Annotated in this window: 13 protein-coding genes and 1 pseudogene; 2 read left to right on the top strand and 12 right to left on the bottom strand. The window is 39.5% G+C overall.

What is annotated here, in order from left to right; all coding sequences use genetic code 11:
• Window positions 1-24: 24 nt before the first annotated feature.
• The 3 genes from rho to AB3I27_RS12515 all read right to left on the bottom strand — a co-directional run bounded on the left by rho (window position 25) and on the right by AB3I27_RS12515 (window position 3,622).
• On the bottom strand, window positions 25-1,320 hold the full coding sequence (gene rho / locus AB3I27_RS12525) for a transcription termination factor Rho (protein ID WP_002290332.1): 1,296 nt from the start codon (window positions 1,318-1,320) through the stop codon (window positions 25-27).
• The gene (locus AB3I27_RS12520) at window positions 1,317-2,588 is read right to left on the bottom strand and encodes a UDP-N-acetylglucosamine 1-carboxyvinyltransferase (protein WP_002290334.1); all 1,272 of its coding nucleotides are present in this window, start codon (window positions 2,586-2,588) and stop codon (window positions 1,317-1,319) included. The genes rho and AB3I27_RS12520 overlap by 4 nt, the downstream gene beginning before the upstream one ends.
• Before the next feature lie 164 nt (window positions 2,589-2,752).
• The gene (locus AB3I27_RS12515) at window positions 2,753-3,622 is read right to left on the bottom strand and encodes a class II fructose-bisphosphate aldolase (protein ID WP_002290335.1); all 870 of its coding nucleotides are present in this window, start codon (window positions 3,620-3,622) and stop codon (window positions 2,753-2,755) included.
• Window positions 3,623-3,724: 102 nt separating this feature from the next.
• Between AB3I27_RS12515 and AB3I27_RS12510 the strand changes: the two genes are divergently transcribed.
• A complete protein-coding gene (locus tag AB3I27_RS12510; RefSeq protein ID WP_083325476.1) occupies window positions 3,725-3,937 on the top strand; it encodes a hypothetical protein in 213 nt (70 codons plus the stop codon).
• On the opposite strand, the gene AB3I27_RS12505 is transcribed toward AB3I27_RS12510, so the two are convergent.
• The 8 genes and pseudogenes from AB3I27_RS12505 to AB3I27_RS12470 form a co-directional block, all read right to left on the bottom strand.
• The gene (locus tag AB3I27_RS12505) at window positions 3,914-5,524 is read right to left on the bottom strand and encodes a CTP synthase (protein WP_002310226.1); all 1,611 of its coding nucleotides are present in this window, start codon (window positions 5,522-5,524) and stop codon (window positions 3,914-3,916) included. The genes AB3I27_RS12510 and AB3I27_RS12505 overlap by 24 nt on opposite strands.
• Window positions 5,525-5,702: 178 nt before the next feature.
• Window positions 5,703-5,888, bottom strand: a pseudogene (locus tag AB3I27_RS12500) (hypothetical protein); the annotation flags it as partial.
• Between the two features lie 407 nt (window positions 5,889-6,295).
• The gene (gene glnA, locus AB3I27_RS12495) at window positions 6,296-7,636 is read right to left on the bottom strand and encodes a type I glutamate--ammonia ligase (RefSeq protein ID WP_002287001.1); all 1,341 of its coding nucleotides are present in this window, start codon (window positions 7,634-7,636) and stop codon (window positions 6,296-6,298) included.
• Window positions 7,637-7,663: 27 nt separating this feature from the next.
• On the bottom strand, window positions 7,664-8,056 hold the full coding sequence (locus AB3I27_RS12490) for a MerR family transcriptional regulator (RefSeq protein ID WP_002290339.1): 393 nt from the start codon (window positions 8,054-8,056) through the stop codon (window positions 7,664-7,666).
• Window positions 8,057-8,284: 228 nt separating this feature from the next.
• Window positions 8,285-9,514 carry a GTPase HflX gene (gene hflX, locus AB3I27_RS12485; RefSeq protein WP_002310225.1) on the bottom strand — a complete coding sequence of 410 codons (1,230 nt, stop codon included), beginning with the start codon at window positions 9,512-9,514 and terminating at the stop codon, window positions 8,285-8,287.
• Window position 9,515: 1 nt separating this feature from the next.
• Complete coding sequence (gene miaA / locus AB3I27_RS12480) at window positions 9,516-10,433, bottom strand: tRNA (adenosine(37)-N6)-dimethylallyltransferase MiaA (RefSeq protein ID WP_002310224.1); 918 nt, start codon at window positions 10,431-10,433, stop codon at window positions 9,516-9,518.
• A 3-nt stretch (window positions 10,434-10,436) separates the two neighbouring features.
• Window positions 10,437-11,174 (bottom strand): glycerophosphodiester phosphodiesterase, encoded by a 738-nt coding sequence (locus AB3I27_RS12475; protein WP_002290344.1) that lies wholly within the window; start codon window positions 11,172-11,174, stop codon window positions 10,437-10,439.
• A 90-nt stretch (window positions 11,175-11,264) separates the two neighbouring features.
• Window positions 11,265-11,792 carry a hypothetical protein gene (locus AB3I27_RS12470; protein ID WP_002289403.1) on the bottom strand — a complete coding sequence of 176 codons (528 nt, stop codon included), beginning with the start codon at window positions 11,790-11,792 and terminating at the stop codon, window positions 11,265-11,267.
• A 179-nt stretch (window positions 11,793-11,971) separates the two neighbouring features.
• On the opposite strand from AB3I27_RS12470, the gene clpP reads away from it, so the two are divergent.
• Window positions 11,972-12,565 (top strand): ATP-dependent Clp endopeptidase proteolytic subunit ClpP, encoded by a 594-nt coding sequence (clpP, locus tag AB3I27_RS12465; protein WP_002289402.1) that lies wholly within the window; start codon window positions 11,972-11,974, stop codon window positions 12,563-12,565.
• Between the two features lie 104 nt (window positions 12,566-12,669).
• Here the strand turns inward: clpP and AB3I27_RS12460 are convergent, their stop codons facing one another.
• Window positions 12,670-13,155, bottom strand: coding sequence for a gamma carbonic anhydrase family protein (locus AB3I27_RS12460; RefSeq protein ID WP_002310223.1), 486 nt, complete (start codon window positions 13,153-13,155; stop codon window positions 12,670-12,672).
• Between the last annotated feature and the right edge of the window lie 62 nt (window positions 13,156-13,217).

The following is a 13,217-nucleotide window of genomic DNA, read 5'->3' as shown; positions in this document are numbered from 1 at the left end:
AACATGTTTCAGTCAAGGTTGCAATTATCTTTTCAGATTTCTGGTCGGATTTTTTTTACCAAAGGAGACATCTTGAAATTCTTTGAAAAATTGCTGATTGTTTTTTGTTTTACGCAAAAAGCGGATCAGTTGTTCCGTATATTCTAATGAATCTCCAGTCATATTTTTTCGAAGTTTCCAAATTTCTTCTAGTTCTTCACTTGGCATCAATAATTCTTCTTTTCGGGTACCTGATTTTTTGATATCGATGGCTGGGAAGATCCGACGTTCGGATAACTCGCGTGAAAGTTGTAATTCTAGATTTCCAGTTCCTTTGAATTCTTCATAGATCACGTCATCCATGCGGCTTCCTGTATCGACTAAAGCGGTCGCTAAAATCGTCAAACTGCCACCTTCTTCGATGTTTCTTGCCGCCCCGAAAAATTTCTTAGGTTTATACAATGCGGCTGGGTCAATCCCGCCACTCAATGTACGTCCGCTTGGTGGAACGACTAAGTTATAGGCCCGAGCAAGTCTAGTAATACTATCCATCAAGATAACGACATCTCGTTTATCTTCGACTAAACGCATTGCACGTTCCAATACTAATTCAGAAACTCGAGTATGGTTTTGCGGCTGCAGATCAAATGTAGAAGATACCACGTCGCCTTTCACGCTTCGTTCTAAATCCGTTACTTCTTCCGGACGTTCATCAATCAGCAGAACGATCAATTCTACTTCCGGATAGTTTTCGGTGATACCATTTGCGATTTCTTTTAATACAGAAGTTTTCCCTGCTTTTGGTGGTGCGACGATCAATCCACGCTGACCAAAACCGATTGGAGAGAAGATATCGATCATTCGGGTAGATAGTCTTTGCGGTGTTGTTTCCAGTTGAAGCTGTCTTTGCGGATAAAGAGGTGTTAAGGCTGGAAAATGCGGACGTTCTTTTGCTTCTTCCGGATCTTTTCCATTAACGCTTTCCACGTGCATCAAACCATAATAACGTTCCGATTCTTTAGGCGGACGGGCTTTTCCTGCCACTTTGTCCCCATTTCTCAAACTGAATCGTCTGATTTGTGAGGCAGAAATATAGATATCTTCTGCACTTGGTCCATAATTAATTGGCCGTAAAAAACCGTAACCATCTTGACCAACGATATCTAATATCCCTTCCATATAATAAAATCCTTGTTTCTCAGCTTGTGCACGAATCACAGCTAGAGATAATTCCTTTTTGTTCATCTTACTGTAATAAGGAATTTTAAATTCTTTGGCATAACTATAAACTTCTTTTAACGTTTTGTTCTCTAGTTCTGCCATTGTCAAATAATCGCTCATTCAGCTCCCACTTCCTCTATCATTTCGATTGATGCCCCTAAGGCTGTTAGTTTCTCGATAATATGATCATAACCGCGTAAGATATAATCTACGTTATAAATCGTCGTTGTTCCTTCTGCTAATAGTCCGGCAATCACTAAACAAGCACCTGCCCGAAGATCGGAAGCCACGACTTCTGTTCCGTGAAGTTTATTTGGACCATTCACGATGATCATATTTCCTTCCACGGTAATATCAGCGCCCATTCGAGCTAATTCAGGCACGTGATTCACCCGTTTCGCATAGATCGTATCGATGATTTCTGAAGTGCCTGCGGTCATCAATAGCAACGCAGTGAGTGGTTGCTGCAAATCTGTGGCAAATCCTGGATAAGGATAGGTCATGATATTTGCGGCTTTTAATTCTTTTGAGGGGTAAACTTCGATTTCATCTTCGCTGATTTTCATATGGACGCCAATTTCCTGCAATTTTGCTATAAAACTTTCCAAATGTTCAAAAATCACATTTTTCACTTTGATACCTTTTCCTGCTGCAGCTGCTAATGCCAGATAGGTTCCTGCTTCGATACGGTCAGGAATCATGAAATGACGACAGCCATGTAATGCTTCGACTCCTTCGATACGGATCACATCTGTACCCGCTCCTCGAACTTTTGCCCCCATATTATTCAGTAAAGTTGCCACATCGATGATTTCCGGTTCTCGTGCAGCGTTTTCAATTACTGTCTGTCCCTTTGCTTTTACAGCAGCTAACATCACATTGATTGTAGCTCCGACTGAAACCACGTCCATAAAAATCCGATTGCCATGCAACCCTTCATTTTCTGTCCGTAAATACATGGCACCATGTTCATTTGTCACTTCAGCACCTAGAGCTTCAAATCCTTTGACGTGTAGATCAATCGGTCTAGGACCTAAATAACAGCCTCCTGGCAGGCCTACCACCGCTTCCCCAAATTTACCAAGCAGTGTTCCCATAAAATAATAAGACGCACGCAAACTATTGATTTTTCCGTGCGGCATCGGAACCGATACGATTTCTCGAGGGTCAATTTCTAGTATGTTGTTGGAAAAATGGACCGTTGCGCCCATAATCTCTAAAATTTCAATTAATGAATGAACATCTTGTATGTCCGGCACACCTTCCAAGATCACTGGGGAATCAGCTAAGATTGCAGCTGGAATCAATGCGACTGCACTATTTTTTGCACCGCTGATCGTTACTTCGCCAGCTAAAGGTCGGTTTCCTTTGATTACGATTTTTTTCATCTGTTTCCACCTTGTTTATTAATCTTTTTTCATGGATATGCTTGTATTTTATCATAGATAAAAAAAAGAAACGAGCATGGTCTGCCGTTTTAAGTAAAAAAGAATGGAGAACGACTTCAAAAGTCGTTCTCCATTCCTATACATCGTATCTGTTATGTGGATGCTTACGCTTTGTTAGCTGAACCAAACCAGTCGATATGAGCTTTCGCATCTTCAACGATTGCTGCTTTACCTGGAGCTAATAATTTACGAGGGTCGAATCCTTTACCTTCTTTATCTTTACCAGCTTCGATATATTTACGAGTAGCTGCAGCAAATGATAACTGGAATTCAGTGTTAACATTTACTTTTGAGATACCCATTGAGATAGCTTTTTCGATTTGATCTTGAGGAATACCTGATCCGCCATGTAATACTAAAGGCATGTCTGGACCTACAGCATCAGCAATTGCTTGTAAGTGGTCAAATGCTAATCCTTTCCAGTTTTCTGGATATTGACCGTGGATGTTACCGATACCGCAAGCTAAGTAGTCGATACCTGTAGCAACCATTTGTTTGCATTCTTCGATGTCAGCTAATTCGCCGTTACCAATGATTCCGTCTTCTTCTCCGCCGATTGAACCAACTTCACATTCAACTGAGATACCTTTTGCGTGTGCTTTTTCAACAACGTCTTTAGCTAATTTCAAGTTTTCTTCGAATGGTAGATGTGAACCATCGAACATTACTGAAGTATAGCCTAGTTCGATACATTCCAAAGCAGCTTCGTAGTCACCATGGTCTAAGTGGATAGCAACTGGAACAGTGATGTTCATTGCTTCAACTAAATCAGTGATCAAATCTTTACAGATTTTGTAACCACCCATGTATTTAGCTGCACCCATTGATGTTTGGATAAGTACTGGTGCTTGTTTTGCTTCAGCCGCTTCAAGAATTGCTTGAGTCCATTCCAAGTTGTTTGTGTTGAACCCGCCGACAGCGTAACCACCTTTACGAGCAGCTTTTAAAAATTCAGCTCCTGATACTACTGGCATAATAAAATTCCTCCTAAGTTTTGTAAAACTAAATTTGTTAAGACAATTCTTAACCAACGACCCTATTTTACCAAACATTTCGGTAGTTTTCTACTAAAATCAATGAAAATGAAAATTTTCAAGAAGTTTTTTGCAAAAAATAAAATGCTTAATCGCTCTTTACTCAAAAAAAGTCTTTTACTTCCTATCTTTTTTCCTATAAATAATAACAAATCAGAAAAAGAGAAAAGTAACAAGAAAATTGCTTATCCCCTTCTCTTGATACTTTTCTCTTTCTATCAAGCTAAAAAATTATTTTGTTTCATGATCTGCTAATGATGCTCCGACAAATGCTTTGATTAATTTTTGCGGACGATTTGGACGAGAAATCAATTCTGGGTGGAATTGGCATCCCACAAAGAATTTCTTCTCTGGCAGTTCTACGATTTCTACTAAACGGTTGTCTGGTGAGACACCTGAAAAGACTAGTCCTTGTTCTTCAAACATTTGACGATATTTGTTGTTGAACTCATAGCGGTGACGGTGACGTTCTTGCACAACATCAGCTCCATCATATGCTTCAGCCGTCTTCGTTCCTTTTTTGATTTTACATGGGTATAATCCAAGGCGTAAAGTTCCACCCAAATTCTCGATGTTTTCCTGATCAGCCATTAAATCAATAATGTTGTTTGCTGTATCTGGATTCGTTTCAGCTGATGCCGCATCTTCCAACCCAACGACGTTACGTGCAAATTCGACACAAGCCATCTGCATACCAAGACAAATCCCTAAAAATGGAACGTCATTTTCGCGAGCATAACGAATTGCTTCGATTTTCCCTTCTACTCCGCGATCGCCGAAACCGCCAGGAACTAAGATTCCATCTGCATCTTTCAAACGTTCTTCTACATTTTCTCTCGTTAATTCTTGTGCTTTGATCCAATCGATCTCGATGTCTGAGTTATAGGCGAAACCAGAATGTTTCAATGCTTCAACTACTGAGATATATGCATCTGGTAACTCGACGTATTTACCGACAAGTGCAATCCGTACTTTTTTCTTCAAGTTCAAGACACGTTCTTCTAATTCTTTCCATTCTGTCATGTCTGCTTCTGGTGTATCTAGTTTCAAATGGTCGCAAACGATTTGATCCATTCCTTGTGCTTGTAAAACTAACGGGATGGAGTAAAGTGTATCTACATCTGGCGACTCGATGACTGCTTCTGGCTCGACATCACAAAATTGTGCCAATTTGTTTTTCACGCTTTGAGAAACAGGTTGCTCTGTACGTACCACCAAAATATTCGGTTGGATACCTAAACCACGTAGCTCTTTTACACTGTGCTGCGTTGGTTTAGTTTTCATTTCTCCAGCAGCTTTCAAGTAAGGGATCAATGTTGTATGGATATACATAACATTATCTGTACCGACATCTGCTTTCATTTGACGAAGTGCTTCAAGGAATGGCAAAGATTCTATATCTCCTACCGTTCCTCCTACTTCTGTAATGATCACATCTGAATCAGTCATTTTAGCTGCTCGCATGATTTTTTCTTTGATCTCATTTGTAATATGAGGAATAACTTGAACTGTTGCTCCCAAGTATTCGCCCTTACGTTCTTTACGCAAAACTTCAGAATAGATTTTTCCTGTCGTCACGTTGGAGTATTTGTTCAAATTGATGTCAATAAAACGTTCGTAGTGGCCCAGATCCAAATCTGTTTCAGCACCATCATCTGTTACGAATACTTCTCCGTGCTGATATGGGCTCATCGTCCCTGGATCCACATTGATGTATGGATCAAATTTTTGGATAGTTACTTTTAAGCCGCGGTTTTTCAATAAGCGTCCTAAAGAAGCTGCAACAATCCCTTTTCCGATTGATGAAACGACACCGCCGGTCACAAAAATATATTTTGTCATAAGTTCAAAAACTCCTTTTTAATTTATGTGCAGGAAAAGTCTCAGAAAATAAACAAAGCTCCCTATTCTTTAATAAGAATAGGGAGCCGAAATTTCTGTAAACTTCTGACCCTTTAAAAGGGTGCCCAAGGTGTATAATACAAGCTGACTGAGGGAAAGTCAAGTACTCAAATGAAGACTATCCGCTTACAATTTTTTCTTTTTCGATATCCTTTGAGAAATTATTTCTTAAGTCCTTTATGAGTGCAAAAAAATTCAACCCACATAATAGGCTTTAGATAAACATAGCTAACGTTAAACTTAAGCAAATCAGGAAATCTTTACTGAAAAATTTTAAGTGAAACAATAGATAAAAAATAAGGAGGTGCGACAAACGTCGTGCCCCCTTTATTTCTAAATAAACGGTGTTCAAAAGCCAGTTTCTCGGTATTAAGCCAAATTTATGCAAAAATTTGAGGAACCATTTTCACAAAATTTTTCTTAATACTCGAAACTAAACGTCTTTTTCACAACCTCTTGATAAACGGTGTTCAAAGACTTGCATCTGCGGTAATAAGTCCAACCAAGTCAAAAACATAAGTAGCTGTTTTTGCTTGGCTGTTCTTATTACTTGATGCAGGGCAGCTTTTTCACAACCTCTCCACTAAATCAGCTGACCCTCGGTATTAGCTCAAAAAACGGCAAAATATGAGGAACTATTTTGCCGTTTGTTTCTCTAATACTCAGGTCAAACCGCTGATTTCACAACCTCTAATTCACGGCATTCCTCTTTTAATAAAGTTCTAGATATTGTTCTCTTTCCCACTCGGAAACAGTTTGTCTGAATGCCGCCCATTCGAGACGTTTTGCTTCAACAAAATTTGAGAAGATATGTTGTCCTAATGCATCAATCATTACATTATCCTTACGTAATTCCTTGATAGCATTATGGATAGTTGAAGGTAAGTCTTGGATATGTGCAGCTTCTCTTTCTTCCTCATCCATGACATAAATGTTACGGTCAACAGCGGCTGGCGGTGTGATCTGATTACGGATACCGTCTAGTCCTGCTTGCAATAATACTGCCATTGCCAAGTATGGGTTTGCAGATGGATCAACTGAACGCAATTCCAGACGTGTGGACAAACCGCGAGATTCTGGTACACGTACTAATGGCGAACGATTACGACCGCTCCATGCGACATAAACAGGCGCTTCATAACCTGGAACGAGACGTTTATAAGAATTGACTGTTGGATTGCAAACGGCTGTATAGGCACGAGCATGTTTCAGCAAACCGCCTAAGAAATGATACGCTGTTTCACTTAGTTCCAATTCACCGTCTTTATCATAGAAGACATTTCCTTCATCATTGAATAAAGACATATTGCAATGCATACCAGAACCATTGATTCCAAATAACGGTTTCGGCATGAAAGTTGCGTGAAGTCCGTGCTTGCGTGCAATCGTTTTGACAACGAGCTTGAAGGTTTGGATATTATCACAAGCATCTACTACATCCGCATATTTAAAGTCAATTTCATGCTGTCCTGGCGCTACTTCATGATGTGAAGCTTCTACTTCAAAGCCTAAGCTTTCTAATTCCAACACGATGTCACGGCGGCAATTTTCACCTAAATCTGTTGGTGCAAAATCAAAATAACCACCTTTATCATTCAAGGTCGTTGTGATCCCACCGTCTTCGTCTAATTTAAATAAGAAAAATTCTGGTTCAGGTCCTAAATTGAAAGAGGTAAAACCAAGGTCGCGCATGTCTTTCAATGCTCGTTTCAAATTCCCACGAGGATCACCGGCAAATGGTGTCCCATCTGGATTATAGATATCACAAATTAAACGAGCAACTTTTCCATGAGCACTTTCCCATGGGAAGATCATCCAAGTGGAGAGATCTGGATACAAATACATATCGCTTTCTTCAATTCGAACAAATCCTTCAATCGAAGAACCGTCAAACATCATTTTGTTTTCTAACACTTTGTCGATCTGGCTCACTGGAACTTCTACATTTTTAATCGTACCTAAGATGTCTGTGAACATCAATCGTAAAAATCGTACATTTTCTTCCTCAATGATTCGTTTGATCTCTTCACCTGTTATCTGTTTCTTTACCATGGTATCCCTCTTCCTTTTTTAATTTATTCAGTCAAAGAATTGTCTTTGCAATCCTTGCGACTGATAATGACCTGTTTTGCTTAACCCACCTTGCGCCAAAATCTCATCACGAAAAATTTGTCGAACGTCATGATCTGTCAACGGCTTCTTGCTTTTTGCTTCTTGTTTTTTCGCCTGTGCCATTTCGTATACACGTTTGATCCCAGCCATGTTTAACCCGTCTGAAAGATAATCTTTGATCTCAAGCAGCATATCGATATCATTCAACGAATACATGCGGCGATTTCCTTCACTTCGTTCCGGATGAACTAAATCTTGTTCTTCATAGTAGCGAATTTGCCGAGCAGATAAATCAGTCAGCTTCATAACTGTACCAATTGGAAATACGGACATAGATCGGCGCAATTCCTTTTCTCCCATCAGACGTCCCCTTTCGTTTTATAAGTTGGCTAAAGTGTACCAATTAAAAAAAATATTGTCAACTGCATATGTTAGGTTTTCTAACATGAGACCTCTATTTTTTTATAAAATAACAAAAAACATGAACGCAAAAAAAGGTATCTAGTTGATTTTCGTACCAGATACCTTTTACTTTCATTGTACTATGCTATTCTTTCTCAGTGATTTTTATTGTAAAAAAACAAAATTTTATTTGCTTTTTCTCAACCATTTTGAATCATTTTTTGCAAAGCCTCTCACTTCATACTCGTTTGATTCTTCCATGTAGGCTTCGTCCAAAACCATCGTTTGTCTTCTCAACTCACTTAATTTCTGTCCTTCATTGCTTGGCACAGACAGTGTATAAGGTGTCATCAGTTCCATCAGTTGACGCTTGATTGCTTCGATCAATGCCGTCTTCCCTTCTTTCGTTTGAGCAGAAATCAAGACATTAGGGAATAATGTGGGCGTAAACATCGCTGGATCAATCTGGTCTGCCTTATTGTAAACAGTCAGTATCGGCATTTCTTTCATATTCAATTCATCCATCAATTTTAGTACAGTCTGCTCCTGTAAAATGCGATCTGGAGAACTGGCATCGACTACATGCAACAAAAGATCCATATTCTGACTTTCTTCTAGCGTAGAATGGAAAGCATCGATCAGTTGCGTAGGCAGATCTTGGATGAACCCGACGGTATCTGTTACTGTAATCTCAAATCCTTCAGCAAAACGCCATCTTTTAGTCAATGGATCTAACGTTGCAAACAACTGATCTTTTGAATAAGTATCCGCTTGTGTCAATAAATTCAAGATGGTTGATTTTCCAGCATTCGTGTAGCCTATAAGACCAATCTGAAAAATCTCACTGTTTTTTCTTTTTTGACGATTGCGCTCTCGATGGGCTTCTACTTCTTTCAATTCTTTCTTAACAGCAAAAATTTTATTCCGTATATGTCGGCGGTCTGTTTCTAACTTTGTTTCACCTGGTCCTCTTGTTCCAATCCCACCACCAAGACGAGACAATGTTTTCCCTTGCCCCACTAAACGAGGCAGAAGATATTCTAACTGAGCAAGTTCAACTTGCAGCTTTCCTTCTTTCGAACGAGCACGCATCGCAAAAATATCTAGGATCAGCTGTACTCGATCAATCACCGGAAGGCCAACAGCATCCGTAATCAGTTGACTCTGTCTCGGAGTCAGTTCATGATTAAAGATGATCAAATCTGCTTCATGCGCATCTGCTTTTTGAACTAATTCTTGTAATTTCCCTTTCCCGATAATCGTTTGCCGATCTACTTGTGGTCTCTTCTGTGTAATTGTGAATACGACTTCTCCTGATGCGGTGTTCGTCAGCTGAACTAGCTCTTCCATTGACTCTGAAAAGTAACGCTGGTTTGCTTCGGTTTCTACCCCTACGATGATTACTTTTTCTTCCATTTTATTCCGCCTCCAGCCATTTTTTGATTGTTTGCTCAATCTGACTTTTTTGATTTGGCTCACTTATAAGATCAAACCACTGTGCATCCAAACGGTTCCGAAACCACGTTAACTGACGTTTCGCGTATCTTCTCGAATGTAGTTTGACTTGTTCTGTTGCTTCTTCCAATGTTTCTTTCCCTTCAAAATAAGGAAAAAATTCTTTATATCCAATCCCTTGACTGGCTTGGACTTCTCCAAGCTCATATACCTTACGTGCTTCTGCTACCAAGCCTTCTGCTAGCATCAAATCGACTCTGTGATTGATTCGATCATACAGGATATCACGCTTCGTATCTAACCCAATCATGAGGTAATCATATAATCGCTTTGGCTCTTCTTTAGGTGCCGTGATACTATGCCCTGTCGTCTCCAAAACTTCCAGAGCTCTTATCACTTTGCGTTGATTGTTCCAGTGGATTTTCTCAGCAGCTGCCGGATCTTTTTCTTTCAACTGATTCCATAACGCTTGGGAACCAATTGTCTCGGCTAACGTTTCATACTTTTTTCTAATCTCAGGATTCGCTTCTTCTGTCGCCCCTAACTGGTAATCGTATAGAAGAGATTGGATATACAGACCCGTGCCACCAGCTATGATAGGTAGATGCTCTCGGTTCGCAATCTCAGTAATCAATTGTCGACCTGAACGCTGAAAATCAGCGGCTGAGTAATGTTGAGTAGGTTCGATCACATCAATCAAATGATGCGGAACATCATTCATCTCTTCTTCTTTGATTTTTGCTGTACCGATATCCAGATTTTTATAGATTTGCAATGAATCACCGCTGATGATCTCTCCTCTAAATAGTTGTGCGAGTTCCACACTTAGCGCTGTTTTACCGACTGCTGTCGGACCGACGATCACTAATACTTTTTCCATATTTTACCTACTTTTCGTTGATTGTTTCCACCGAAGAGCTTTCTCCGGAAAATCAGTTATTATTCCATCTATTTTGAGTTCTTGACATTTGGCCATTTCTTCTTCATCATTGATCGTCCATGCACGAATTGCTTTTGGAAAATCAGCTGCCTGGACAGGATGTTCGAACAACCAAGTATTTTTTGGATGTACTCCTTCTATATAAGGGGTTTCTGCTGCTAGTTGGATCTTTTTATCAGAAGTACTCATCAATAAGTCCAGCTGTATCTCTGGTTCCAATAACGCGATTTTTTCCAAAGAAGCCAAATGAAAGCTGCAATATGCATGTTGAAAAGGCCAATCTCTGCTTTTTAATGTTTCGGCTAATTTTTCTTCGATACCGGGATATTCATACTGATCAGTTTTAATTTCGATCATTAGCATCCCTCGGTAATTTTTTTGGAGAAGCAGTCCTAAAACTTCTTTCAATTCAGGGACTTTAGCTGCTGGAAATTCTTTGCTGAATTTGCCTCCTGCATTCAATTTTTTGAGTTCTTCCAATGTTTTTTCTCGAATCAGCCCTTTACCGTTAGTCGTCCGATCCACTTCTTCATCATGCATAACGATCAAATAACCATCTTTGCTTAGATGAACATCTAGTTCGATACCATCTGCACCCACTCGTACAGCTTCTGCAAATGCAGGAAGCGTATTTTCTGGGTGGGTACCGCTGCTTCCGCGATGAGCATAGATTTGTAACATCTTTCTTCACTCCGTTCAATTCTATTGTATCATTAAGAAAAAAAGAAAGCATTGCCACGCTCTCATGTGCAACGGCAATACTTCAAAATATCAGCTCCAAACATCATCTTTCGAGAAGAAACCAATCGGCTGGCGCGTCATAGTCTTCAACTGTGCTTTTTTTTCATTGATCATTTCAGTCAAACTATCCGTAAAATTCTCTAAAATCACGCGTCCGCCTTTATAAGCATATCCACCAATCTTCATTGTTTCATCTGGAGATAAAATCACTTTTCGATGGGAGATGTTCTTAAACAGCTCGTCTAAAATATAATTTGGCAGATAAAAACTATTCTGCGCTGAAAATGATTGGAGATATGCAAAATCGTCAATCGTGATATAACAATCATCGAATGCATCAAAGCTGACATATTCTTCCATCAGCGTCGTCCGTTTTTGCAAGATCTCGTTGATCTTTTTATTTAATTGGTTCAGCGTCTCGATTTCTTTGACTTTCAATTCCAATTCACGTCTACGCTGTTCTTTATTTTCCAAGTGACGCATTTGCAGTATCATGCCGATATAGACAACTACAGCACCCGTCAACACGCCGATAAGACCGGTAATACCAACTATCAATCTGTTGTTCCTCCTTGTTTTGCTTCTCTGCTTATCATACCATAAAGCAGGTTTATGCGACTAATTTGCCTAAGTTTTTTATTTGACCTTTTTTGACCAAAAATGTATACTACTTTTTAGGTATTAGAAACTAAATTATGGTACACTATTTCTAAACGAAACCAAGGAGGAACTCTATTATGAATTTAATTCCTACAGTCATTGAACAATCATCACGAGGCGAAAGAGCTTATGATATCTACTCACGTTTATTGAAAGACCGTATCATCATGTTAAGCGGCCAAGTAACTGATGATCTTGCTAATTCGATCATCGCCCAATTGCTTTTCTTAGATGCTCAAGATTCTGAAAAAGATATCTATCTTTATATCAATTCTCCTGGTGGTTCAGTTACAGCAGGTATGGCTATCTACGATACAATGAACTTTGTCAAAGCTGATGTCCAAACAATCGTTATGGGTATGGCTGCTTCAATGGGAAGCTTCTTGCTGACAGCTGGTACAAAAGGGAAACGATTTGCTTTACCAAATGCTGAGATTATGATCCATCAACCTCTTGGCGGCGCTCAAGGTCAAGCAACCGAAATCGAAATTGCGGCACGTCATATTTTACAAACACGCGAACGCTTAAACAAAATTTTAGCTGAACGCACTGGCCAACCGCTTGAAGTGATTGAAAAAGATACAGACCGTGACAACTATATGACAGCTGAACAAGCAAAAGCATATGGATTGATTGATGAAGTCATGGAAAACAGTTCTTCATTAAATTAATCTTTTTCAAAGGAAGCTTTTTAAGCCTTCTTATCTAAACCACATAAAAAAGGATGGCCAGCTCAAACTGACCATCCTTTTTTGATTTTTATGGATGCTACTGCCTATCTTTGCTCCTTGAATTTTCCTTGCGCATGCATCCGACCTATTTCGACATAATGCTGGATGTTTTCTTTGTTTTTTTGGATTTCTTCTTTTGTTAAAGGTCGGATCACTTTAGCTGGGCGACCAAACGCCAAGACATTAGGAGGAATAACTTTTCCTTCTGTTACTAATGATCCAGCACCAATCAAACTATTCTCACCAATAACCGCATGATTCAATATCGTGGTTCCCATCCCGATCAGCGCCCCTTTTTCGATTGTACAGCCATGTAGCATGCACTGATGTCCTACCGTCACATTCTCCGCAATATCCACAGGTGCATCATGATCGACATGGACGATTGTACCATCTTGGATATTCGTTCTTTGTCCTACTTTTATCCAATTACTGTCCCCGCGTAAAACTGCTTGATACCAGATCGTCACATCTTCTGACAATGTCACGTCACCAATCACTGTAGCATTTGATGCTATAAACCGTTCCATCTCTATTTTCTCCTTTCGTTTTTTGTAGAAACTAATCCTATTGAATAAATGTATCATAGCAT

This window comes from Enterococcus sp. C46 (assembly GCF_040887565.1).
In the GTDB taxonomy this organism is placed as follows: Bacteria; Bacillota; Bacilli; order Lactobacillales; family Enterococcaceae; genus Enterococcus_B; species Enterococcus_B lactis.
The sequence above is the reverse complement of the archived record's forward strand: the minus strand, read 5'-3'. Positions and strand labels throughout refer to the sequence as shown.

Coding starts and splice junctions, on each gene's coding strand:
- AB3I27_RS12475 (WP_002290344.1), bottom strand. CDS start 11,174: ATGTTACAAATCTATGCTCATCGCGGAAGCAGCGGTACCCACCCAGAA.
- AB3I27_RS12490 (WP_002290339.1), bottom strand. CDS start 8,056: ATGGGAGAAAAGGAATTGCGCCGATCTATGTCCGTATTTCCAATTGGT.
- AB3I27_RS12505 (WP_002310226.1), bottom strand. CDS start 5,524: ATGACAAAATATATTTTTGTGACCGGCGGTGTCGTTTCATCAATCGGA.
- rho (WP_002290332.1), bottom strand. CDS start 1,320: ATGAGCGATTATTTGACAATGGCAGAACTAGAGAACAAAACGTTAAAA.
- hflX (WP_002310225.1), bottom strand. CDS start 9,514: ATGGAAGAAAAAGTAATCATCGTAGGGGTAGAAACCGAAGCAAACCAG.
- glnA (WP_002287001.1), bottom strand. CDS start 7,636: ATGGTAAAGAAACAGATAACAGGTGAAGAGATCAAACGAATCATTGAG.
- miaA (WP_002310224.1), bottom strand. CDS start 10,433: ATGGAAAAAGTATTAGTGATCGTCGGTCCGACAGCAGTCGGTAAAACA.
- AB3I27_RS12515 (WP_002290335.1), bottom strand. CDS start 3,622: ATGCCAGTAGTATCAGGAGCTGAATTTTTAAAAGCTGCTCGTAAAGGT.
- AB3I27_RS12460 (WP_002310223.1), bottom strand. CDS start 13,155: ATGGAACGGTTTATAGCATCAAATGCTACAGTGATTGGTGACGTGACA.
- AB3I27_RS12520 (WP_002290334.1), bottom strand. CDS start 2,588: ATGAAAAAAATCGTAATCAAAGGAAACCGACCTTTAGCTGGCGAAGTA.
- AB3I27_RS12510 (WP_083325476.1), top strand. CDS start 3,725: ATGAAAATGAAAATTTTCAAGAAGTTTTTTGCAAAAAATAAAATGCTT.
- clpP (WP_002289402.1), top strand. CDS start 11,972: ATGAATTTAATTCCTACAGTCATTGAACAATCATCACGAGGCGAAAGA.